The 21,267-nt window shown below is 64.3% G+C and carries 23 protein-coding genes and 1 tRNA gene; 13 read left to right on the top strand and 11 right to left on the bottom strand.

All coding sequences use genetic code 11. From position 1 onward, the window contains the following. Positions 1-198, top strand: a complete 198-nt coding sequence (locus SPHV1_RS15790) for a hypothetical protein (RefSeq protein ID WP_054946993.1) — start codon at positions 1-3, stop codon at positions 196-198. After that, complete coding sequence (locus SPHV1_RS15785) at positions 182-1,237, top strand: tyrosine-type recombinase/integrase (RefSeq protein ID WP_054946992.1); 1,056 nt, start codon at positions 182-184, stop codon at positions 1,235-1,237. The genes SPHV1_RS15790 and SPHV1_RS15785 overlap by 17 nt, the downstream gene beginning before the upstream one ends. A 57-nt stretch (positions 1,238-1,294) precedes the next feature. Here the strand turns inward: SPHV1_RS15785 and SPHV1_RS15780 are convergent. The 7 genes from SPHV1_RS15780 to aspS all read right to left on the bottom strand — a co-directional run bounded on the left by SPHV1_RS15780 (position 1,295) and on the right by aspS (position 7,259). After that, positions 1,295-1,371, bottom strand: a tRNA-Met gene (locus tag SPHV1_RS15780). A 96-nt stretch (positions 1,372-1,467) separates the two neighbouring features. Then, positions 1,468-1,959 (bottom strand): 2'-5' RNA ligase family protein, encoded by a 492-nt coding sequence (locus SPHV1_RS15775; protein WP_079731577.1) that lies wholly within the window; start codon positions 1,957-1,959, stop codon positions 1,468-1,470. Between the two features lie 118 nt (positions 1,960-2,077). Then, entirely contained in the window at positions 2,078-3,052 is a 975-nt protein-coding gene (gene mltG, locus SPHV1_RS15770) for an endolytic transglycosylase MltG (RefSeq protein ID WP_054946990.1), read from the bottom strand. Between the two features lie 28 nt (positions 3,053-3,080). Continuing rightward, complete coding sequence (fabF, locus tag SPHV1_RS15765) at positions 3,081-4,343, bottom strand: beta-ketoacyl-ACP synthase II (protein WP_054946989.1); 1,263 nt, start codon at positions 4,341-4,343, stop codon at positions 3,081-3,083. Positions 4,344-4,515: 172 nt separating this feature from the next. Beyond that, a complete protein-coding gene (locus SPHV1_RS15760; RefSeq protein WP_007013838.1) occupies positions 4,516-4,752 on the bottom strand; it encodes an acyl carrier protein in 237 nt (78 codons plus the stop codon). A gap of 88 nt (positions 4,753-4,840) precedes the next feature. After that, a complete protein-coding gene (locus SPHV1_RS15755; RefSeq protein WP_054946988.1) occupies positions 4,841-5,266 on the bottom strand; it encodes a VOC family protein in 426 nt (141 codons plus the stop codon). A 166-nt stretch (positions 5,267-5,432) separates the two neighbouring features. Further along, positions 5,433-7,259 carry an aspartate--tRNA ligase gene (aspS, locus tag SPHV1_RS15750; protein WP_054946987.1) on the bottom strand — a complete coding sequence of 609 codons (1,827 nt, stop codon included), beginning with the start codon at positions 7,257-7,259 and terminating at the stop codon, positions 5,433-5,435. Between the two features lie 215 nt (positions 7,260-7,474). Between aspS and SPHV1_RS15745 the strand changes: the two genes are divergently transcribed. The 3 genes from SPHV1_RS15745 (at position 7,475) to SPHV1_RS15735 (ending at position 10,747) form a co-directional block, all read left to right on the top strand. Continuing rightward, positions 7,475-8,536: a hypothetical protein gene (locus SPHV1_RS15745; RefSeq protein ID WP_054946986.1), complete on the top strand. Its 1,062-nt coding sequence runs from the start codon at positions 7,475-7,477 to the stop codon at positions 8,534-8,536. Between the two features lie 73 nt (positions 8,537-8,609). Continuing rightward, positions 8,610-9,854: a ribonuclease D gene (rnd, locus tag SPHV1_RS15740; protein WP_054946985.1), complete on the top strand. Its 1,245-nt coding sequence runs from the start codon at positions 8,610-8,612 to the stop codon at positions 9,852-9,854. Then, positions 9,851-10,747 (top strand): hydrogen peroxide-inducible genes activator, encoded by an 897-nt coding sequence (locus tag SPHV1_RS15735; protein WP_054946984.1) that lies wholly within the window; start codon positions 9,851-9,853, stop codon positions 10,745-10,747. Before rnd ends, SPHV1_RS15735 begins: the two co-directional genes overlap by 4 nt. Before the next feature lie 60 nt (positions 10,748-10,807). On the opposite strand, the gene pgsA is transcribed toward SPHV1_RS15735, so the two are convergent. Next, on the bottom strand, positions 10,808-11,401 hold the full coding sequence (pgsA, locus tag SPHV1_RS15730) for a CDP-diacylglycerol--glycerol-3-phosphate 3-phosphatidyltransferase (RefSeq protein ID WP_054946983.1): 594 nt from the start codon (positions 11,399-11,401) through the stop codon (positions 10,808-10,810). A gap of 121 nt (positions 11,402-11,522) precedes the next feature. On the opposite strand from pgsA, the gene SPHV1_RS15725 reads away from it, so the two are divergent. Continuing rightward, positions 11,523-12,836: an MFS transporter gene (locus SPHV1_RS15725; RefSeq protein WP_054946982.1), complete on the top strand. Its 1,314-nt coding sequence runs from the start codon at positions 11,523-11,525 to the stop codon at positions 12,834-12,836. Between the two features lie 26 nt (positions 12,837-12,862). Here the strand turns inward: SPHV1_RS15725 and SPHV1_RS15720 are convergent, their stop codons facing one another. The 3 genes from SPHV1_RS15720 to SPHV1_RS15710 form a co-directional block, all read right to left on the bottom strand. After that, positions 12,863-13,078, bottom strand: coding sequence for a hypothetical protein (locus SPHV1_RS15720; RefSeq protein ID WP_231634703.1), 216 nt, complete (start codon positions 13,076-13,078; stop codon positions 12,863-12,865). A gap of 185 nt (positions 13,079-13,263) precedes the next feature. Next, positions 13,264-13,446 (bottom strand): CsbD family protein, encoded by a 183-nt coding sequence (locus SPHV1_RS15715; protein ID WP_054946980.1) that lies wholly within the window; start codon positions 13,444-13,446, stop codon positions 13,264-13,266. 130 nt (positions 13,447-13,576) lie between these two features. Further along, a complete protein-coding gene (locus SPHV1_RS15710) occupies positions 13,577-13,990 on the bottom strand; it encodes an EVE domain-containing protein (protein ID WP_054947021.1) in 414 nt (137 codons plus the stop codon). A gap of 79 nt (positions 13,991-14,069) precedes the next feature. On the opposite strand from SPHV1_RS15710, the gene SPHV1_RS15705 reads away from it, so the two are divergent. From SPHV1_RS15705 to SPHV1_RS15675, 7 genes are all read left to right on the top strand, one after another. After that, positions 14,070-15,005, top strand: coding sequence for an isopenicillin N synthase family oxygenase (locus SPHV1_RS15705; protein ID WP_054946979.1), 936 nt, complete (start codon positions 14,070-14,072; stop codon positions 15,003-15,005). A gap of 147 nt (positions 15,006-15,152) precedes the next feature. Continuing rightward, positions 15,153-16,865 (top strand): EAL domain-containing protein, encoded by a 1,713-nt coding sequence (locus SPHV1_RS15700; RefSeq protein ID WP_054947020.1) that lies wholly within the window; start codon positions 15,153-15,155, stop codon positions 16,863-16,865. Positions 16,866-16,927: 62 nt separating this feature from the next. Next, positions 16,928-17,761, top strand: a complete 834-nt coding sequence (gene dapF / locus SPHV1_RS15695) for a diaminopimelate epimerase (RefSeq protein ID WP_054946978.1) — start codon at positions 16,928-16,930, stop codon at positions 17,759-17,761. Further along, positions 17,758-18,936 carry a MiaB/RimO family radical SAM methylthiotransferase gene (locus SPHV1_RS15690; RefSeq protein WP_054946977.1) on the top strand — a complete coding sequence of 393 codons (1,179 nt, stop codon included), beginning with the start codon at positions 17,758-17,760 and terminating at the stop codon, positions 18,934-18,936. The genes dapF and SPHV1_RS15690 overlap by 4 nt, the downstream gene beginning before the upstream one ends. After that, positions 18,933-19,871, top strand: a complete 939-nt coding sequence (ftsY, locus tag SPHV1_RS15685; RefSeq protein WP_054946976.1) for a signal recognition particle-docking protein FtsY — start codon at positions 18,933-18,935, stop codon at positions 19,869-19,871. Before SPHV1_RS15690 ends, ftsY begins: the two co-directional genes overlap by 4 nt. After that, on the top strand, positions 19,871-20,545 hold the full coding sequence (locus tag SPHV1_RS15680) for an inner membrane-spanning protein YciB (RefSeq protein ID WP_054946975.1): 675 nt from the start codon (positions 19,871-19,873) through the stop codon (positions 20,543-20,545). Before ftsY ends, SPHV1_RS15680 begins: the two co-directional genes overlap by 1 nt. A 128-nt stretch (positions 20,546-20,673) precedes the next feature. Continuing rightward, the gene (locus SPHV1_RS15675) at positions 20,674-21,246 is read left to right on the top strand and encodes a urate hydroxylase PuuD (protein WP_054946974.1); all 573 of its coding nucleotides are present in this window, start codon (positions 20,674-20,676) and stop codon (positions 21,244-21,246) included. The last annotated feature ends 21 nt before the right edge of the window (positions 21,247-21,267 follow it).

Genomic DNA, 21,267 nt, shown 5'->3' with positions numbered 1-21,267 from the left:
ATGGCTCGCACTCCCGCAGCATTCCGCCAGGCCGATGTCGTTCGCGCAGTCAAAGCCGTGCGCGCGGCGCAGATTGCCGTCTCCGGCGTAGAGATCACGCCAGACGGGACGATTCGCGTCCTGACCGGCACCGCGCCGGAAGCCCCCTCCTCCCCCTTCGATGATTGGAAGCAGAAGCGCCATGCGAATGCGTCTTAAGGGAATCAACCGTACGACGCGCAAGCTCTCGTCCGGCAAGACCGTCACCTACTACTACGCCTGGAAAGGCGGCCCGCGCCTGGAAGGGACACCCGGTTCGCCCGAGTTCGTCGCCAGCTACAACCGAGCCGTCAATGCGAAGATCCCGCCGCGCAAGGACCAGTTGATGTCGGTCCTCGACCTGTTCGAGGATTCGACCGAGTTCACCGACCTCGCCGAGCGCACCCGCAAGGATTACCGCAAGCACCTGCGCGTGATCGCGGCCGAGTTCGGAGACTTCCCGGTCAGCGCGCTCGAGGATCGCCGCACGCGCGGCGAGTTTCTCGCCTGGCGCGAACGCCTCGCGATCAAGTCGCGGCGGCAAGCCGACTATGCCTTTGCCGTCCTCGCCCGCTCGCTTTCATGGGCGTATAACCGCGGCCTCGTCCCGGTGAACCCCTGCGAGCGCCCCGGCCGCCTCTATCGTGCCGCGCGCTCCGAGAACGTCTGGACGGACGCCGATGAGAAGGCCTTCCACGCAAAAGCACCGAATCACCTGCGGCTCGCCCTGACCCTCGCGCTCTGGACCGGCCAGCGGCAGGGAGATCTCCTTCGCCTGAAGTGGGCTGCCTACGACGGAGAAACCATCCGCCTGCGCCAGCGCAAGACGAAAGTGCCGATCGTGATCCCGGTGGGCGCCCCCCTTAAGGTAGCGCTCAAAGCTGAAAAAGACCGATACGCGCAGGAAAACAAGGACCTGCCCGAAACCATCCTGGCGACCGTGCATGGCACCGCGTGGACCGAATCGGGCTTCCGAGCCTCGTGGCGCAAGGCCTGCATCAAGGCAGGCGTGACCGACGTCACATTCCACGACCTGCGCGGCACCGCCGTGACCCGCCTGGCCATCGCCGGCGCCACGGTTCCAGAGATCGCAGCGATCACCGGACACAGCATGAAGGAGGTCGGGAGCATCCTCGACGCCCACTACATGCACCGCGATCCGGCACTGAGCGAAGCGGCCATCCGAAAGCTCGAAGGGAGAAGAATTTCTCCCAACTAAACGCCCAACTGCCCGGGCGACCTTGTCTTAAATCTGGGAAAAATGCTTTAAAATCAATGGTAGCGGAGGAGGGACTCGAACCCCCGACACGCGGATTATGATTCCGCTGCTCTAACCGGCTGAGCTACTCCGCCATACCATATGGCCTGTTCCGGCCGCCCCGGTTTGCCCGGGGCAGGCCGCGTCCTTTAGGGGGGAGGTTGGGATCGGTCAACACCTGAAATGCGGAATTATCCGCGAAAAGGAATCGTCCTGATTTCACGCCACAAGCCGTCCTCCCAGGCGTAGAGACCGAAGCCGCGAAAACGGAACGTGACAGGCTGCAATTGCGGGGCCAGTTCGGCCTGCAGCCCCCTCGCCGCCTCGCCCGTCACCTTGTTCTGGATCGTGATGTGAAGGCGTAGCGGCCTTGCGTCCTGGTTGGTCAGCAGGCCGTGCATCCGCTCGGCAATCACGCCGTGCATTTCGACGACCTCGCGCGATTCGACCGCAAGCGCGGTGCCATGCCCCAATTTCATCAGGCCGGTCATGCGCGCTGGCGGTGGCGGGCTTGCGGCAAGGTCCTTCAGGACCTGCACCAGTTCCTCCTCCACGGAAGCCGGAAGGGCATGAAACAGGGTAACATGGGCGCGCAGGCGGTTGCGTTCGGGAGGATAATGTGCGCGGCGCAGGCCGTCGGCCCAGAACAGGACGTCTGGCGGAAGTTCGGCCGTGACCAGCAAGGGCGCCCCGGGCTTGCGCGCGGGGCTCAGGGTCTGTCCGGGCAGGTTTACACCGATGTCTGGCCTCCTTGGATTGCGCGCCTTCAGTGGCGTGCCCGGCAGCCTAGCGCATCAGGCTTCAGAGTTCACCGCGTTGACGACGGATCGCAAACCACTTCTTCACGTTGTCGTTATGCTCGGCGAGCGTCCCGGCAAAGGCATGGCCGCCGGTGCCGTCCGCGACCATGTAGAGGGCATCGGTCCGGGCAGGGTGCAGGACCGCCTCGATCGAGGCGCGGCCGGGATTGGTTATCGGATGCCTGGGCAGGCCGACCATCGTGTATGTATTGTAGTCGTTGACCGCCTGGATCTCGGATTGGAGGATGCGGCGGCCCAGCGGCTTGCCCCTGGTGATCGGGTAGATGATCGTCGGGTCCGCCTGCAACAGCATGCCTTCCTTGAGGCGGTTCGAATAGAGCCCGGCCACCATGCGCCGCTCGGAAGCCTTGCCGGTTTCCTTCTCGACGATCGAAGCGAGGATCAGGGCTTCCTCGGGCGTCTTCACGACGAGGTCCTTGCCACGCTGCGCCCACAGTTCGTCCATCGTACGGGCCATCGCCGCCTGCATCCGGCGCAGCACGTCCTCGCGGCTGTCACCCGACTGGTAGGCATAGCTGTCGGGCAAGACCGAGCCTTCTTCGGGCACCGAGACTTCGCCGGTCAGTTCCGGCGTCGCCATCAAACGCTCCTGCACCATGATCGAGGGCATGCCCTCGGGAATGGTCACGTAGCGGCGGATCACGTCATCGCTGGTGATGATGTCCAGCACCCGCGAGGGGCTTGCGTGGGCGGGAATGGCGAACTCGCCCGCCTTGATCGCACCGCCGCCACCGAAGATGCGCGCGCGCAGCGCAAAGCCAGAGGCAGAGCGGATGACGCCCTGCTCTTCCAGCCGCTCGGCAACGGCCGTGAGGCTGGCGCCCGCCGGCACGATGAAGTTGCGATCCTTCTCGAGCGGGCCGGAACCGAACCAGCCGCCCAGAAAGCTCCAGAGGGCCAGGAGGACGGCCGCGGCAATCACCGCGGCCAGAACCCATCCGCGCCGGGACATCATCGGCCCGTCCGCTCCATCGGCTATCGCCTCAGTCGATCTTGCGCATCACCAGGCTGGCGTTGGTGCCGCCGAACCCGAAGCTGTTGTTGAGCACGGCGCGCACTTCGCGCTTCTTCGCGGTGTGCGGCACGAGATCGACGCCCTGGCAGCTCTCGCTCGGGTTATCGAGGTTGAGCGTGGGCGGCACGATCTGGTCGCGCAGCGCGAGGATGCAGAAGATCGATTCGACCGCGCCCGCGCCGCCGAGCAAGTGGCCGATCGCCGACTTGGTCGAGCTCATCGAAACATCCGCGATGGCGTCGCCAAAGAGGCGGCGCACCGCGCCCAGCTCGAGCTCGTCGCCAAGTGGCGTCGAAGTGCCGTGGGCGTTGATGTAGTCGATGTCCTTGGGCTCGACACCGGCCTTGCGCAGCGCCATCGCCATCGAGCGGTACGCGCCCGAGCCTTCGGGGTGCGGCGCAGTGACGTGGTAGGCGTCGCCCGACAGACCGTAGCCGATCACTTCGCAATAGATCTTGGCGCCACGAGCCTTCGCGTGCTCGTACTCCTCGAGCACGACGACACCGGCGCCCTCACCCATGACGAAGCCGTCGCGGGCCTGGTCGTAGGGGCGGCTGGCCTTGGTCGGATCGTCATTGAAATTGGTCGACAGCGCACGGGCCTGCGCGAAGCCGGCAATGCCGATCGGGCAGATGGTGCTTTCGGCGCCGCCTGCCAGCATGATGTTGGCATCGCCATCCTTGATCATGCGCGCAGCATCGCCGATCGAGTGGGCGCCGGTCGAACAGGCGGTAACGACCGCGTGGTTCGGACCCATCAGGCCGTACTTGATCGAGACCTGGCCCGAGATCAGGTTGATCAGGCGTCCGTGGACGAAGTGCGGCGAGACACGGCTCGGGCCCTTCTCGGCCAGCACGAGCGATTCGCTTTCGATGCCCGGCAGACCGCCGATACCCGAACCGATCGAGCAGCCGGCCATGAGGCGGGTTTCCTCGTCCATATCAGTGAGACCGGCGTCTTCGATCGCCTGGCCCGCAGCATCGATACCGAAGACGATGAACGGATCCACCTGACGCTGGACCTTGTGGTCGACGCGCTTGTTGGCGTCGAAGCCATAGTCGTGATCGGCCGGCTTCACTTCGCAGGCGATACGGCATTTCTGGTCCGAGGCATCGAACTTGGTGATCGGCCCCGCGCCGCTCTTGCCGGCGAGGATATTGGCCCAGGTGGTCTCAACATCGGCACCCAGCGGGGTGACAAGACCAAGTCCGGTAACGACGACGCGACGCATTCATGCTCTCCAAAAATGCAGTTGGCCGGTAATGCATCTGGCCAGGGTAATTCAGTTGGCCGAAACGGCAACAGGCCCGCCCCTTAGAGGTCGAGCCTGTCGATATCAATCCGGGTTCCGGTATCCCGCCCCCTGACACACGCCAGGGAAGCGGCGAAACCGAAGGACTGGCTCAGCCCTTGTTCTCTTCGATGTACTTGATCGCATCGGAAACGGTGCTGATCTTCTCAGCAGCATCGTCCGGGATCTCGACGCCGAATTCTTCTTCGAAGGCCATGACCAGCTCGACAATGTCGAGGCTGTCTGCGCCCAGATCGTCGATGAAGCTTGCTTCTTCGGTCACCTTGTCGGCTTCGACGCCGAGGTGCTCAACGACGATCTTCTTAACCCGATCGGCGGTATCGCTCATTTGAATAGACCCCTTCTCAATCCGGAGGATAAAATCTCGAAAGTCGCCCTAATGAGAACGAGTCGAGCTGGCAAGCCTCCCGCTGAACTTAGGAGGATGTCGGCACGGTGACATACCCCCTGTTATCCACTGTCCAGGCGGGATTCCAGGCAATTTCCCAGGCATGGCCATCGGGATCGGCAACGTAGCCGCGGTAACCGCCGTGGGTTGGACTGTCCGCGGCCCGCAACAGCGAGGCACCGGCAGCAACCAGCCGGGCGATCGTGGCATCGACCGCCTCGGCGCTTTCCACGTTGTGCGCCAGTGCAAAGCTGCCGGAACCGCCCGCCTCGCGCTGCATGTCCTGAGCCAGATCGTCGCGCCCCCAGATGCCGAACACGAAGCCGTTCATCTGGAAGAAGGCCACGTCGTCCATCTCGAAGGCCGGCTGCCAGCCGAACCCTTCGCGATAAAAACCCTTGGACCGCCCCATGTCGGCGACGCCCAGCGTGATAAGTGCAATCTGCTGCTTCATCGTGCAAGCTCCGGGCTGTGCCGGAACGACCACCGTTCCGGTTGCAAGGCCATGGGGCTCGCCGACCGGCTGCCTGGTCGCGCACGGCCCGGACCTTCTGCCCGGGCGGATGCGCGGGCCGACTCAACCGGAGCCGGCCTACCCATTTCAGGCTGGAGCCAGTCTATCAGCCCGCGTCGGGAGCGACAACGTGGCCCGGCGTGGAGGCAGCGGGCTTAACCGGATCGACCACGCGCAAGTGCAGTTCGCGAAGCTGCTTGAGTTCGGCCGGCGACGGCGCGCCCATCAGCAGGTCTTCGGCGCGCTGGTTCATCGGGAACAGCGTGATTTCGCGCAAGTTCTGCGCACCGCACAGGAGCATGACGATGCGGTCGACGCCCGCGGCCATGCCGCCGTGCGGCGGGGCGCCGTACTGGAAGGCGCGGTAGAGACCGCCGAAACGATCTTCGACGTCCTGCTTCGACAGGCCGACCTTCTCGAAGGCCGCGACCATCAACTCGGGGCTCTGGTTACGGATCGAGCCGGAAGCGATCTCGTAGCCGTTGCACACGAGGTCGTACTGGAACGCCTTGATCGTGAGCGGGTCCTGCGAGGTGAGCGCGTCCATGCCGCCCTGCGGCATCGAGAACGGGTTGTGCGCAAAGTCGACCTTCTTGTTGTCTTCGTCCCATTCGAAGAACGGAAAGTCGACGATCCAGCACAGCTCGAAACGGTCCTTGTCGATCAGGTCAAGCTGCTCGGCGACGCGGGTACGGGCGAGACCGGCGAGCTTGGCCGCCTGCTCTTCCTTGCCCGCAGCGAAGAACACGCCGTCGTTGGGGCCAAGGCCCAGTGCCTCGATCAGCGCCGCGGTCTTCTCCTCGCCATGGTTCTTGGCGATCGGGCCGCCGGGGACGCCGTCCTTGATGTTGATGTAGCCAAGGCCAGAGAAGCCCTCGCCGCGCGCCCAGTTGTTCATCTCGTCGAAGAACTTGCGGCTGCCCGCACCGGCGCCCGGCGCCGGGATCGCGCGGATCTTGCCGCCGTTCTCGACGATGCCGGCGAAGATGCCGAAGCCCGAGCCCCGGAAGTGATCGGTCACGTCCTTGATGATGATCGGGTTGCGCAGGTCCGGCTTGTCCGAACCGTAGTCCAGCATCGACTGGGCATAGGGAATGCGGCGGAATTCGCCCGAGGGGGTGACCGGTTTGCCCTTGGCGAACTCGGCGAAGACGCCCTGGATCACCGGCTCCATCGTTTCCCAGATTTCCTCCTGGGTAACGAAGCTCATCTCGAGGTCGAGCTGGTAGAATTCGCCCGGCAGACGGTCGGCGCGCGGGTCTTCGTCGCGGAAGCACGGCGCGATCTGGAAGTAGCGGTCGAAACCGGCGACCATCAGCAGCTGCTTGTACTGCTGCGGGGCCTGTGGCAGCGCGTAGAACTTGCCCGAATGGATGCGGCTGGGCACGAGGAAGTCGCGTGCACCCTCGGGCGAAGACGCGGTCAGGATCGGCGTCGAGTACTCGGTGAAGCCGATGCCTTCCATGCGGCGGCGCATGTCCGAGATGATCCTGGTGCGCGTCACGATGTTGGCGTGAAGCGTCTCGCGGCGCAGGTCGAGGAAGCGGTACTTGAGGCGGATGTCCTCCGGATACTCCTGCTCACCGGCAACCGGCATCGGCAGCTCCTCGGCCCTCGACAGCACCGTGGCAGCGCGCGCATAGACCTCGATCGCGCCGGTCGGCAGGTTCGGGTTCACGGTCGCCTCGGTGCGCGCCTTCACGTTGCCCTCGATGGTCACGACACTTTCGAGGCGCAGCGAATCGAGAATTTCGAGCGCGGGGCTGTCCGCGTCGGTCACCACCTGGGTGATGCCGTAGTGGTCGCGCAGGTCCACGAAGAGAACGCCGCCGTGGTCGCGCTTGCGATGCACCCAGCCGGACAGGCGGACGGTCTGGCCGACATCGGCCGCAGTCAGGGCGCCGCAAGTGTGGGAGCGATAGGGATGGGTCATGGCGTTGTCGCGCTTCTTCTCAAGAAAACTGGTTGCAAGCGCAGCCCCCTAGAGGACTGCCGCCACGATTTCCAGATGGCGTTTGCCGTGAGCCGATTTCCGGCCCCGCTTGAGGGCCTGCACACGGTCGGGCGTTACCCGAAATTAATCCCGTAACCCGAAATAAACGATTGCACTTCTATCTGCGATCCTACGGGTCATCAGGAGACAATAACATGCTGGCCGAAATCACGATCGACGGAATGGTCGATGAGGAATTCCGCCACGCCATCGAGGTCCTACTGCGCGAAGGCCAGGCCGAACAGGCGGAAACCTGGCTGCGAAGCCGAATCGCCATGGTCAGCGGCCCCGGACTTCCCCTGCCCGAACGATTCCCGCAGCTTACCGCAGCTGACCTGTCGATCACCGGATGGGAAGACATTGCCGGACGGCTGGCGCATCTGGACACGCTCGGCGCACCGATCACCGCCATTGGCATCGACCTCAGCGACCCGGACCACATCGGCCTGTCGCCCGAACCTTCCGGCCTGATGCCGCTGCACGTCGAGACCCACTACTACACCGATGACGCCTGGCCCTTCTCGCGCTGCGACCGCGCTTCGCTGACGGGCGGCTACGTTGGCTCCGGAAGCCGCTGGACGGATCGATTCGTCGAAGTGGACGACACGATCGGCATTGCCGGTATCGACGATCTCTATGGTACCGTCTTTGCGCTGGAGCATCGCTGCCGCCCCGGCGGCGATGCCAGCGAGCAAGAGCGCCGCGCCTATATGCTCGGCGCCAGCTTCATCGCCGTCCTGGCCCATATCGCGATCCGCGACACCGCCATGCGCGAAGGCCTGCCGCGTCCGATGGCGGTTCTGGTCGGCAGCAACGAATCCTATCCTTTCGTCTCCGCCCCGGCAGTGGCCGCGCCCAGCGCCTTCGTGTGCGCACCCACACCGCAGACGGTACCGATCCCGGGCCCGGTCGCCGAGACACCCGCCCCCGACTACGGCAGCTTCGCACCGGCGGCCCATCAGCCGTCGCCCGGCTTCGAAGAAGCCTTCGAGGACCCTCGCCCGTTGGAGGAAACGGCGGCTCTTCTGGAACTGCGCGAACTGGCAGATCCGGGCGCCGATCCGGGCATGGAACCCGAAGCCTGGGAACTTCCGGAAGTGCCGTCGCACACCACCGGCACGCAGTTACGCAGGCGAATCGTCACTCCCGAAAGTATCGCCGAACTCGAAGCCTTGGAAAAACCGGGCCTCTTCCAGAGAATATTTCGTCGCAAATAGTGGGGGAGGCTTCCCCCAAACCTTGTGAGAGAGCGTTGATCCTGCGTCCTGTTAGGCGTAACGCCGCTGTTCAATGATCATTCATCCGCTCATAACCCAGACCGAAGATCTCGCAGCCCTGTGCGAACGCCTGGCAAAATCCGATTTCGTCAGCGTCGACACAGAATTCATGCGCGAGAACACCTATTGGCCCGAACTCTGCCTCGTGCAGATCGCCAATACGGAGGAAGCCGCTGCGATAGACCCGATGGCCGAGGGCCTCGACCTGTCGCCGCTGCTCGACCTGCTGACCGACAACGAGGAAGTCCTGAAAGTCTTCCACGCGGGCGGGCAGGACGTCGAGATCATCTTCAACGCGACCAGTCGCACCCCGCACCCGATCTTCGACACGCAAATCGCAATGATGGCGATCAGCCAGTCGGAGCAGATCGGCTATTCCAACCTCGTCGAATCCTGGCTCGGCCTGACGATCGACAAGGGCGCGCGCTTCACCGACTGGTCGCGCCGTCCGCTCACCGAGCGGCAGATCGAATATGCCATCGGCGACGTCACCCATCTTTCCAAGATCTTCCCGAAGATCCTCAAGCGCCTGATCAAGACCGGGCGCGGGTCCTGGCTCAACCAGGAGATGGAAAAGCTCGCCGATCCGGAGAACTACCGCAACGATCCGACCCAGGCGTGGAAACGGATCAAGGCGTCTGGACGCAATCCGGCCATGCTCGGTCGCCTCAAGGCGATCGCCGAATGGCGCGAACATGAAGCGCAGGGCAAGAACATCCCGCGCGGTCGCATCGCCCGCGACGAGACGCTGGCCGACCTTGCCAACCACCCGCCCAAGCAGCAGTCGGACCTCGCCAAGGTGCGCGGCCTGTCGCAAGGCTGGAAGGACAACGAGATCGGCAAGCGCCTGATGGCGACGATCGCCAAGGCCCAGCCGCTTCCCGACGACGAGCTGCCGCCGCGCGCACCGCGCGGTGCCCCGCTCGGCAAGGAAGGCGCGCTCGTTGCCGACCTGCTCAAGCTGCTGGTGAAGATCCGCGCGCGCGAGATCGACGTTGCCGCCCGCCTGCTCACCCGCAGCGACGAGCTGGAACTGCTCGCAGCCGGCGTGCGCAAGAACCTGCCGATCCTGCAGGGCTGGCGCTACGAGGTCTTCGGCAAGGACGCTCTCGACCTGGTCGAAGGCAAGCTGGCCTTCGCGGTGGAGAACGGCCGCCTCAAGATGACCCACGTCGATGACGAAAGGCCGCAGGAAGCGGCCGAGGAAACCGGCGAGATGGCTACGGCAGAGGAAGAAGGCGGCCAGGCCACCGGATGACCGTCTACCAGCCCACGCTCAAGCAGCTGCAGTACCTCGTGGCCCTGCACGAGCACGGGCATTTCGGACGCGCCGCAGAAGCCTGCTTCGTCTCGCAGTCAACGCTTTCGGCGGGTCTGCGCGATCTCGAGGCGCTGCTGGACGTGACGCTGGTCGAGCGCACCAAGCGCGCGGTACGCTTCACCCCGCTTGGCAATGCCGTCGTCGCCAAGGCGCACCGCATCCTGCGCGAGACCGAGGAACTTTCCGAACTGGTCCAGTCGAGCGGCAAGCCGCTCTCGGGCGAAGTCCGCATGAGCGTGATCCCGACCATCGCACCGTTCCTGCTTCCCCGGATGCTGCCGCGCCTGCGCCGCGAAAGGCCCAACCTCAAGCTGTTCCTGCGCGAGGAGCCCAGCGCCGCGGCGATCGAATCGCTGCATCACGGCCGGGCCGACTGCGTCCTGCTCGCCCTCCCCTACACGACCGGGGAAGTGGAGAAGGAGACGATCGAGCTCGACGCTTTCTACGTCGCCTTCCCGCACGATGACCCGCGCAATCCGCCCGAGGAAGTCGCGCCCGACGTCATCGACGAGAACCGCTTGCTGTTGCTTGAGGACGGGCATTGTCTCAAGGACCATGCGCTGGCTGCCTGCAACCGCCCGGAGCTGCGCGCCAGCGCGACGATGATCGGCACCAGCCTGCACACGCTCGTCCAGATGGTCGACAATGGCCTCGGGCTGACGATGCTGCCCGAAATGGCGCTCGACGCCGGCATCCTCAACGGCACAAACGTCGTTGCCCGCCCCCTCGTCTCGCCCAACGCCAACCGCGAGATCGCGCTGGTGTGGCGCAAGAACTCCCCGCGTTCGGACGAATTCCGGATGCTGGCGGACGAATTGCGGGCGGGATAATCCCGAGGCGATCCTCTGGGAATGCCGGTATCGCGACGATGGCCCGACCGGGCCACCGCGTCAGTCCATGTGCTTGAGGCCCACGCGCATGTAGTCCCAGCCGGTGATGATCGTCAGCGCCGCCGCCGCCCAGAGCGTCGTCAGGCCGACGGTATGCGGCAGGTTGATCTCGATTCCCGCGAAGGGCACGTTCCACCAGGGCATTGCCCCGCCGAGGATCAGCGCGCCCAGCGAGATCATCTGGAAAGCCGTTTTCCACTTGGCAAGCTTGCTGACCGGAACCGAGACCTGCAGCGGCCCGAGAAATTCGCGCAGGCCCGAAACGGCGATCTCGCGCACGAGAATGATCAGGCCTGCGATGACGTGCATGTCGCCCACATAGGGGCCGCGCAGGATGCCCTGCGCCGTCAGCACGAGGATGACCGCAGCCACCATGATCTTGTCGGCGATCGGGTCGAGGAAGATGCCCAGCTTCGAGACCGTCCCGCTCGACCGGGCGAGATAGCCGTCGAAATAATCGGTTATGCCCATGAGGCAGTAGAGCCCGAAGGCCAGGCCGTATCCGAACTCCCAATTCGGCCACCACAAGAGAAATGCCAGAAGCGGCACGGTCAGGATGCGTGACAGCGTGAGGAGATTCGGCAATGTGAGCATTCAGGCAATGCCCATAGCCGGTAACGCAGGGAGGAATAAAGTGCCGATCAGGGGTTGTGCCCCTCGCCCACCGCTTTAAGTGTCCGCGCACCAGAATTAGAGGCCGGTTGCAGATTAACAGATGACAACGACGTCAAAACTCATTCGGGCCCGACGTTTCCTGCCGCTGTTCGTCACACAGCTTCTCGGCGCGTTCAACGACAACCTGTTCAAGAACGCGATGGTCCTCTACGTCGTCTACAGCGTCTACAACTCCGAGGCCGATGAAGCCCGGTTCAGCGCGCTGGCATCGGCGATCTTCATCATTCCCTTCTTCGCGCTCTCGGCACTGTCCGGCCAATTGGCCGACATGCGCGACAAGGCAAAGATCATCCGCATCATCAAGTTCTGCGAAATCGTGATCATGCTGGTGGGCGGCGCCGGACTGGCACTCGCGTGGCAGGGCATCGGCCTGCACACCATCGCGATCCCGCTGATGCTGCTCGCGCTATTCGCGATGGGCGTCCATTCGACCTTCTTCGGCCCGATCAAGTACGCCATCCTGCCGCAGCACCTGCACGATGGCGAAGTGCTTGCGGGCACCGGCCTCGTCGAGGCAGGGACCTATATAGCGGTGCTGGCCGGTACCATTGTTGCGGGGTGGATCAGCGTCGATGCCGCGGCGATCAGCGTCTTCGTCGTCGCCTGCATCGGCTATGTCGCCGGACGGCAGGTCCCGCCCGCACCGCCGATGTGCAAGCCCGAACCGCTCGACTTCCATATCTGGCGTTCCTCGATCCAGCTTGTGCGCACGACGATGCAGGACAAGCGGGTGTTCCTGGCCATCTGCGCCATCAGCTTCTTCTGGGCAATCGGCACGGTCCTGTTCATCCAGTTCCCGCCGCTCGCCAAGAACATTCTGGCCGCCAGCAAGGAAGTCGCCAGCCTGTTCCTGGTGATGTTCTCGGTCGGCGTTGCCATCGGCTCGATTGCGATCAACGCCCTGCTCAAGGGCACCGTCTCGGCCCGCTTCTCTCCGCTCTCGGTGATCGGCATGGGCCTGTTCCTCTTCGCGTTCGAAACCGTCTGCAGCGCGTGGCCCCCCCACGGTGCGCCGGGCGAACTGATGAACGTGGCCACCTTCCTCTCGCAACCGCTGGCGGTGCCGCTGTTGCTGACGCTTCTGGGCATTGCCGTATGCGGCGGCATGTTCGTGGTGCCGCTCTATGCCTTCCTGACCACTTTCGTGGACAAGTCGCAGACCGCGCGCACGGTCGCCGCCAACAATATCGTCAATTCCGGCGCGATGGTGATGGGCTCTTTGCTGACCGGCCTGCTGACCCTGCTCGGGCTTGCGATCGTCCAGCAATTGCTTGTCGTGGCGGCCTGCTGCGTCGCTTCCGCCTGGCTCGGCTACCTGCTGTTTCGCGCAGAAAAGGCCGCAGAAGCGGCCTGACATTCACCACCGGTGGAACCGCCCCGTCAGGCGATGAAGACGAGCATTGCGACCAGCGATGCGCAATAGGCCTGCAGGAAACTCTGCCAGTCCCCGCCTGTCATTTTCCAGCGCAACTTGGCCAAGGCGTTGTCCTGCTGCACCTCCTGACCCAGCGGCGCCAGCCGCACGTGGGCCGGAAGCGAACGCCGGAAGGGATGCCGGGCAGCTTCATCGGACAGGACAAGGGCGCGTCGCTTCATGGCTTTCATGAGGCGGAAATTAAGACTTTGTTTACTTTTGCCGCAAGCCGCTTGTCGCACCCCTCCCAATACGGGACGGCTCGCGCGGGGAGGTATAACGGCGCTGCAACCCATGACCCGGGAACGCAAAAGGGCCGCCTTGCGGCAGCCCTTCAACCGGTTTCCTTGCGGAACCTGCATGCGGCCTAGACCTTGTCGCCCAGCGCGCCCTTCACCTTCCCCTTGAGGTTCTGCAGTTCGCCCTTTTTCTCCTGGGCCCTGCCTTCCGCTTCGAGGGAGGGATTGTCAGTCGCGTCGCCTGCAGCCTGCTTGGCGTTTCCGGCGATTTCGTTGCCAAGGCCCTTGGCTTTGTCCTTCAGTTCACCCATTTCATTATCTCCTTGTTTCAGAGGAATAAATTTCCTTCCGAGACACGGATGAAACGGGCTGAATGGCGATCCGGTTGCCGTGGTCGCGCCCGGCCGTTCTGCAGGCGCGACCAATCAATTCACCGCAAGCTCACCCACCGGACTTGGCGATGAGGTAATCCCATTCCTCAGGCGTGATGACCGCAACCGAAAGCCGCGAAAGCTTGACCAGTTCGATCTCGGCCAGTTCGGGATCGGCCTTGATCTCCTTGAGCGTGACAGGGTTCTTCAGCTTGCGCACCGGCTTGACCTTCACGGCCGCCCACTTGCCTTCCGGGTCGGTGGGATCGGCAATCCCCGCCTTGCTGATCGTGACGATGCCGACGATCTCCTTGCCGATGTTCGAATGGTAGAAGAACGCCTCGTCGCCCACTTCCATCGTGCGCAGGTTGTTCGCCGCGCGGTGGTTGCGCACGCCGTCCCAGGTGCCTTCGCCCTCATCGACGAGGTCGTCCCAGCTGTATGCGTCGGGTTCTGACTTCATCAGCCAGTAGCGCTTGGCCATCTTTCGCCTTTCCGTTTCGACTAAAGCCCAGAAACAAATTAGGTAGGCCGCATAACGATTCACTACGGAATGCACCACCATGGACCTTGCCGAAATCCCCGTCCTCAGCCTCGACGCCGACCGCGAGGCCCTGCCCGCGCTCATCGGCGAGAGCTTTCGGACCTTCGGTTTCGCCATGGTCCGCGATCACGGCATCGACCGGGACCTGATCGACCGCGCCTGGGAACTGACCCGGGAGTTCTTCGCGCTGCCGGTCGAAACCAAGATGCACTACTTCAAGGCCGGCCAGGGCGGGGCGCGCGGCTACACGCCGTTCCGTACCGAAGTCGCCAAGGGCGCGACGGAGAAGGACCTCAAGGAGTTCTGGCACATCGGGCGCGACCTGCCTGACGGGTCACCGCTCGCAGCAACCATGCCGCCCAACGTCTGGCCCGCGGAAATCGAGGACTTCCAGAAGACCTTCACCCGGCTCTACGCGGCTTTCGACAGGGTCGGCGCCGAACTGCTCTCGGCGATCGCCATCGACCTCGGTCTCGATGCGCGCTGGTTCGACCCTGCCATCGAGGACGGCAACTCGGTCCTGCGCCTGCTGCACTACCCCCCGGTCGGCGGCGATGCCGGCGGCGCAATCAGGGCCGGGGCGCACGAGGACATCAACCTCATCACCCTGTTGCTGGGAGCGCAGGAGGCCGGTCTCGAACTGCTTGGAAAGAACGGCCAGTGGCTCTCGGTGGCGCCGCCCGAAGGGGCGATGGTCGTCAATATCGGCGACATGCTGCAACGGCTGACGAACCATGTCCTGCCTTCGACCACGCACCGCGTCCGCAATCCTGCCGGAGATCGCAGCACGCACAGCCGCTTCTCGATGCCGTTCTTCCTGCACCTGCGCAGCGATTTCCGCTTCGTTACCCTTCCCCAGTGCATCAGCGCGAAGAACCCGGATCGCTATCCGCAAGCGATCACCGCTGACGACTATCTGCAGGAGCGTCTGCGCGAAATCGGACTTATCGCATGATAACGGGCGGTTGAGAGGCCTTGATCGGGTACGGTGACAAGGCCCCTCCACGACAATAACGGCAGGCTTTACGGAAATTTCAGCTTAACCCGGTAAATACCCCAGCACATTCCAGTTCCGGGGGGATTTTCGGTGACAGCAACCAAGGTGGCAGACATTCAGGACGTCTGCGCCGATCACGCAGAGGACCGTCAGATCGACGTCGTCGCACTCGGCATTGTCACCGCCGCGATCCTGCTGTTCGTCGCGACCGGCAGCGAAGTCGGTCCCGCCGTCGTGCGCTCGATCCTCGAGCGCGGCCCCGGGCCGGACAACTTCATCCTCAACGCCTTCCTGCTCAACATCGCCATCATCATCTTCGGCTGGAGCCGCTATCGCCAGCTCTGCGACGAGATCAAGCTGCGCAAGCGCGCCGAGCGGCAAGCCCGCCTGCTGGCCGAGACCGATCCGCTGACCGGCTACCTCAACCGCCGCAGTTTCAACACCGGCGTCGCCAAGCTGCTGGCGGACAACCAGGTCGACGATCGCGCGGTCGTTCTGATGATGATCGACCTCGACAACTTCAAGCAGATCAACGACTACAATGGCCACAAGACCGGCGACCTCCTGCTGCAGGAATGCGCGCGCCGGATTTCGGCGAGCCTGCCCCAGCAGGCGATCATCGGCCGAATCGGCGGCGACGAATTCGCCGTCGCCCTCGCTTTCGACACGGGTCGCGACGAGTTCCTCGACCAGATCGCGGAATCCCTTGTCGACCGGATGAGCCGCCCGATCGCCATCGAGGCCCTGCGGCTCGAAGTGACCGCCTCGGTCGGCCTCGCCCGATCCGACCTGCTGGGCATCGACGACCAGTTGCCCGATGCACGCACGCTGCTCGAGCGCGCCGACATCGCGATGTACCACGCCAAGCGCCGCGGCCGGAACAGCTACTACTGGTTCGAAGCGCAGATGGCGGACGAGATGCGCTTTCGCAGCGAGATCGAGCACGGGATCCGGCAGGGCATCCCGCGCCAGGAATTCGTGCCCTTCTACGAACAGCAGATCGACCTGCAGACCGGCAAGCTGATCGGCTTCGAGATGCTCGCACGGTGGGATTCGCCCAAGTTCGGCATCGTCGCGCCGGACCTGTTCATTCCCATCGCCGAAGAGATCGGTGCCATTGCCGACCTGTCGGAAAGCGTGATCTCGCAGGCGCTCGAGGACGCCAAGACCTGGGACGATCATCTCACCCTCTCGGTCAACATCTCGCCCTTGCAACTGCGCGATCCCTGGTTCGCCCAGAAGCTGATCAAGCTGCTGATCGAGGCGAAATTCCCGCCGCACCGGCTGGAAATCGAGATTACCGAATCGTGCCTGCACCAGAACATCGCCCAGGTCCGCTCGCTGATCACCAGCCTCAAGAATCAGGGCATCAAGGTCAGCCTCGACGATTTCGGCACCGGCTACAGCTCGCTCGCGCAGCTTCGCAGCCTGCCGTTCGACCGCATCAAGATCGACCGCAGCTTCGTCTCCAGCCTTGTCGACAACAAGGACAGCGCCGCAATCGTCAATGCCATCGCCCAGCTCGGCAAGGGTCTGGACATGCCGATCACTGCCGAAGGCATCGAGAACGGCGCGGTGCTTGAACGGCTGATGGAATTCGGCAGCATTACCGGCCAGGGCTACTACTACGGCAGGCCGCAACCGGCCCGCGAAGTCAGCGAATGGCTGGGCGGCATCGAACTGATCGCCAACCGCCAGTTCCTCGAAAGCGAACTGCCGCAGCTACGCCGCAGCGCTGCGCCGGATCTGCCCACCGCGCAGGCGGACACGCAGGACACGCCTGCCGATCCCGCAATCAAGCCGGCAAAGCGCGCCTGACCAGCGCTTTTCCGACGCATCACCACTGGACCTGAAGGCCGCCAACGCATAGATCGCGCGCCATGCGGATCGAATTCACCAAGATGCATGGGCTGGGCAACGACTTCATCGTGCTGGACGCGCGCGAACGCGCCCTGCCGCCGATCGACTCGGCCGCCGCAGCTGCACTTGCCGACCGCCATACCGGCATCGGCTGCGACCAGCTGATCCTGCTCGAACCCTCTACCGAGGGCGATTTCCGCATGCGCATCTTCAATGCCGACGGCAGCGAGGTGGAAGCCTGCGGCAATGCCACCCGCGCGGTCGGCCTGCTCCACGGCCGGCCGGCCCGGATCGAGACGCTGGGCGGCCTGCTCCACGCCTCGCCGAGCGATAACGGTATCTCCGTCGAAATGGGCAAGCCCCGCTTCGACTGGGACCGCATCCCGCTCGCCTATGCGATGGACACCCATTCCATGCCGGTCGGCTGGGACGAACTGACCGATCCCATCGCCGTCAACGTCGGCAATCCGCACGTGATCTTCTTCGTCGCCGATCCCTATGCGGTCGACATGGACCGGCTCGGCCCGCTGATCGAGACCGACCCGCTGTTCCCCGAAAGGATCAACGTCAATGTCGCCGCGGTGACCGCGCGCGACGCGATGACCTTGCGCGTCTGGGAACGCGGCGCCGGTCTTACCCGCGCCTGCGGCACCGGCGCCTGCGCGACGGCTATCGGGGCGATGAAGCGCGGCCTCGTCGACCGCCGCGTGACCGTGACCCTTCCCGGCGGCCCACTCGTCATCGAATGGCGCGAGGACAGCGAGATCGTCATGACCGGTCCAGCGACGGAGAGCTTCCGCGGCTCGTTCGATCCGGCCGATTACGGGATGCCTGCGGGCGGGACCGGGGCTTGACGGTCGAAGTCCATTCACTCGGCTGCCGCCTGAACATCGCGGAAAGCGAATCCCTGCGCGGCCTGCTCGGCAAGGCGGACGACCTTGTCGTGATCAATTCCTGCGCCGTGACGGCCGAAGCCGTGCGCCAGACCCGCCAGGCGATCCGCCGTGCCCGCCGCGCCCGGCCTGACGCGCGCCTGATCGTCACCGGCTGCGCTGCCGAAGTCGAGCGCGAGATGCTGGGGCAGATGCCCGAGGTGGACGGCCTCGTCGCCAATACCGCCAAACTCGATCCGCGCGCCTGGAACGTGCCTGCCGCACCGCCGCTTCGCGCAAAGCGCGGCTACACGCGCGGCTTCGTGCAGGTACAGAACGGCTGCGATCATTCCTGCACCTTCTGCGTGATCCCGCAGGGGCGCGGCCCGAGCCGTTCGCGCAGCGTGGCCGAAGTGCTCGAAGACATTTCCGTGCATGTCGATGCCGGAGTCGGCGAGATCGTCCTTACCGGCGTCGACCTCACCTCATGGGGCAGCGACCTGCCGGACGTTCCGCGGCTGGGCGCGCTGTGCGAGGCGATCCTCGCCCGCTTCACCACCCTGCCCCGCCTGCGTCTGTCCTCGATCGACGGGGCAGAAGTGGACCCCGCGCTGTTCGAACTGCTCGCGCACGATCCGCGCATGATGCCGCATGTGCATCTATCGCTGCAGCATGGCGACGACCTGATCCTCAAGCGGATGAAGCGCCGCCACAGCCGCGACGATGCCATCGCGCTTGTCGAGGGGCTGCGGGCGCATCGCAGCGATCTGGCCGTGGGCGCGGACATCATCGCCGGATTTCCCACCGAGGACGAAGCCGCGCACGCCAACAGCCTTTCTATCGTCGAAAGCCTGCAGATCGTGCACGGGCACGTCTTCCCCTACTCGCAGCGACCGGACACCCCGGCCGCACGCATGCCGCAGGTCAGCCCGCCGCTGGTCAAGGCCCGCGCCGCCGAACTGCGCGACGGCATCGCCCGCCAGCGCGACGCATGGCTGAGAGGCCTTGTCGGCAAGGCACTATGGGTGCTTGCCGAGAAAGGCGGGACCGGCCATGCCGAAAACTTCGCGACCGTGCGCCTGCCCGAGGGCACGCAGCCCGGCGCACTGCTACGCATCACGCCTCGAATGGCAGTCGAAGGAATACTGGAAGTATGAGTGACGAAGGCGCCCCCAACGACGCCTGGTCCGAACGCCTCTTCGGAGGTTTTCGCAAGACCTCCGAACGGCTGACCGGCAACCTCGCCGGTATCGTCGGCAAGACCCGCCTCGACGATGGCCAGCTCGACGATATCGAGGACGCCCTGATCATGTCGGACCTCGGCCCCCGCGCCGCGGCCCGCATTCGCGAGCGACTGGCCCAGGAACGCTTCGAGCGCGATGCCGACGAAGGCGCGATCATGGAAGTCGTCGCGCGCGAGATCGCGGATATCCTGCGCCCAGTTGCCAAGCCGCTCGATGTCGTCGCCTTCCCGCGCCCGCAGGTAATCCTCGTGATCGGCGTCAACGGATCGGGCAAGACGACGACGATCGCCAAGCTGGCGCACCTGTTCCAGGAACAGGACTATTCGGTCATGCTGGCGGCGGGCGACACCTTCCGTGCTGCGGCTATCGGCCAGCTCGGCGTCTGGGCCGACCGGCTGGGCGTTCCCATCGTCAAGGGCCCCGAGGGCGGCGATCCCGCTTCCGTGGTGTTCGACGCGGTCAAGGCCGCGACCGACCAGGGCATCGACGCGCTGATCGTCGACACCGCCGGACGCCTGCAGAACAAGCGCGAGCTGATGGACGAGCTGGCCAAGATCCGTCGCGTGCTCGGCCGCCTCAATCCCGAAGCGCCGCACGACGTGGTCCTTGTGCTCGATGCCACCAACGGCCAGAACGCGCTGTCGCAGATCGAGATCTTCAAGGAAGTCGCCGGTGTCTCCGGGCTGATCATGACCAAGCTGGACGGCACCGCGCGAGGCGGCGTCCTCGTCGCGGCGGCAGAGCAATACGGCCTTCCCATCCATGCCATCGGCGTCGGTGAAAAGATCGACGACCTGCGCCCCTTCAACCCGGACCTCGTGGCCCGCGTTATTGCCGGAATCGCCTGATGACCCAAGCATCCCCCGCCAAGGCCGAGGAAAAGCCGCGCAATTCCTGGCTGAACCTCGTGGTGGACTATGGCCCGCTGCTGATCTTCTTCCTCGCCTACCGGCACTATTCGCCTGCCGACAGCGAGGACAGCATCGCCACGGTGGCGGCCGTCATCAAGGGCACGCTGGCCTTCATGGCGGCGACCGTAGTCGCCCTCGTCGTCTCCAAGTGGCGGCTGGGCCATATCTCGCCCATGCTATGGCTGACGACCGTGCTGATCATCGGTTTCGGCGCGCTGACCGTGTTCTTCCACGATCCCTTGTGGATCATGATCAAGCCGACGGCAGTGTACCTGATGTTCTCCGGCGTCCTGTTCTTCGGACTGTGGCGCGGCAAGCCGATGCTCAAGTACCTGCTGCAGTCGGCGTTCGAGGGCCTGGACGAAACGGGCTGGATGAAGCTCTCGCGCAACTGGGCGTGGTTCTTCCTGTTCCTGGCGGTGCTCAACACCACGCTGGTCTATGCCAAGCACATCGGGATCATCACCTTCGATACCTGGCTTCAGGCAAAGCTCTGGGGCTTCACCGTGATCTCCTTCCTCTTCACCTTCTCGCAGCTGCCCATGGTGCTCAAGCACGGCATGGGTGAGAACGCGAAGGAAGAGCTGATCGAGAACCCCCCGCACGACTGACCGCGCGGGCGCCCCCGCCTCCTTTAAAATCATGTGACAAGTCGTGCCGGAAACGCGATAGTGCGTTGTCGGCCAATGGTTAGCGCCAAAAAGCGGGGGGCCGACGACAGAACATAAAGGGGGATGCAATGGCGAAACTTTTCGGAAACCTGAATCTCGTCCTGGGCGTGGGCATTGCGCTCGCAGTCCTGATCATGCTGGCCTTCGCGCCATATTCACCGGTCAATCTCAATTCGGTGTTCCGCTGGCTCCATGTCTTCTTCGGAATCCTGTGGATCGGCTTGCTCTACTACCTGAACTTCGTGCAGGTGCCATTGATGCCGTCGATCCCGGCGGAGCAAAAGGGTGCCGTCACCGGGCACATCGCACCCAAGGTGCTGTTCTACTTCCGCTACGCGGCACTGTTCACGGTCATCACCGGCCTCGTCGTCGCGTGGGTTAGCGGCTACCTCGTCCAGGCGCTCAGCTTTGCGGGCGTTGGAGCCGTCGCGCTGATCGGCGTGGGCATGTGGATGGCCCTCGTCATGGCCTTCAACGTCTGGTTCATCATCTGGCCTGCCCAGAAGAAGATCCTGGGCATCGTCGAGGCCAGCGCCGAAGAGAAGGCTGCCGCAGCGCCGCGCGCCCTAATCGCCAGTCGCCTCAACACGCTGCTGTCGATCCCGATGATCTACTGCATGGTCAGCGCCAACCTGGGCTGATCGGCTGGCAGAAACGAAAAA

Source organism: Novosphingobium sp. KN65.2, from assembly GCF_001368935.1.
Taxonomy (GTDB): Bacteria; Pseudomonadota; Alphaproteobacteria; order Sphingomonadales; family Sphingomonadaceae; genus Novosphingobium; species Novosphingobium mathurense.
Note: the sequence above shows the minus strand (reverse complement) of the source record. Positions and strands in the feature narration are given on the sequence as shown.

Excerpts from the sequence above, each read along its gene's own strand:
- SPHV1_RS15755 (WP_054946988.1), bottom strand. The coding sequence starts at position 5,266 with ATGAAGCAGCAGATTGCACTTATCACGCTGGGCGTCGCCGACATGGGG.
- dapF (WP_054946978.1), top strand. The coding sequence starts at position 16,928 with ATGCGGATCGAATTCACCAAGATGCATGGGCTGGGCAACGACTTCATC.
- mltG (WP_054946990.1), bottom strand. The coding sequence starts at position 3,052 with ATGATGTCCCGGCGCGGATGGGTTCTGGCCGCGGTGATTGCCGCGGCC.
- SPHV1_RS15790 (WP_054946993.1), top strand. The coding sequence starts at position 1 with ATGGCTCGCACTCCCGCAGCATTCCGCCAGGCCGATGTCGTTCGCGCA.
- ftsY (WP_054946976.1), top strand. The coding sequence starts at position 18,933 with ATGAGTGACGAAGGCGCCCCCAACGACGCCTGGTCCGAACGCCTCTTC.
- fabF (WP_054946989.1), bottom strand. The coding sequence starts at position 4,343 with ATGCGTCGCGTCGTCGTTACCGGACTTGGTCTTGTCACCCCGCTGGGT.
- pgsA (WP_054946983.1), bottom strand. The coding sequence starts at position 11,401 with ATGCTCACATTGCCGAATCTCCTCACGCTGTCACGCATCCTGACCGTG.
- SPHV1_RS15785 (WP_054946992.1), top strand. The coding sequence starts at position 182 with ATGCGAATGCGTCTTAAGGGAATCAACCGTACGACGCGCAAGCTCTCG.
- SPHV1_RS15735 (WP_054946984.1), top strand. The coding sequence starts at position 9,851 with ATGACCGTCTACCAGCCCACGCTCAAGCAGCTGCAGTACCTCGTGGCC.
- SPHV1_RS15760 (WP_007013838.1), bottom strand. The coding sequence starts at position 4,752 with ATGAGCGATACCGCCGATCGGGTTAAGAAGATCGTCGTTGAGCACCTC.
- SPHV1_RS15715 (WP_054946980.1), bottom strand. The coding sequence starts at position 13,446 with ATGGGTGAACTGAAGGACAAAGCCAAGGGCCTTGGCAACGAAATCGCC.
- rnd (WP_054946985.1), top strand. The coding sequence starts at position 8,610 with ATGATCATTCATCCGCTCATAACCCAGACCGAAGATCTCGCAGCCCTG.
- SPHV1_RS15720 (WP_231634703.1), bottom strand. The coding sequence starts at position 13,078 with ATGAAGCGACGCGCCCTTGTCCTGTCCGATGAAGCTGCCCGGCATCCC.
- SPHV1_RS15745 (WP_054946986.1), top strand. The coding sequence starts at position 7,475 with ATGCTGGCCGAAATCACGATCGACGGAATGGTCGATGAGGAATTCCGC.
- SPHV1_RS15680 (WP_054946975.1), top strand. The coding sequence starts at position 19,871 with ATGACCCAAGCATCCCCCGCCAAGGCCGAGGAAAAGCCGCGCAATTCC.
- aspS (WP_054946987.1), bottom strand. The coding sequence starts at position 7,259 with ATGACCCATCCCTATCGCTCCCACACTTGCGGCGCCCTGACTGCGGCC.
- SPHV1_RS15710 (WP_054947021.1), bottom strand. The coding sequence starts at position 13,990 with ATGGCCAAGCGCTACTGGCTGATGAAGTCAGAACCCGACGCATACAGC.
- SPHV1_RS15725 (WP_054946982.1), top strand. The coding sequence starts at position 11,523 with ATGACAACGACGTCAAAACTCATTCGGGCCCGACGTTTCCTGCCGCTG.
- SPHV1_RS15705 (WP_054946979.1), top strand. The coding sequence starts at position 14,070 with ATGGACCTTGCCGAAATCCCCGTCCTCAGCCTCGACGCCGACCGCGAG.
- SPHV1_RS15675 (WP_054946974.1), top strand. The coding sequence starts at position 20,674 with ATGGCGAAACTTTTCGGAAACCTGAATCTCGTCCTGGGCGTGGGCATT.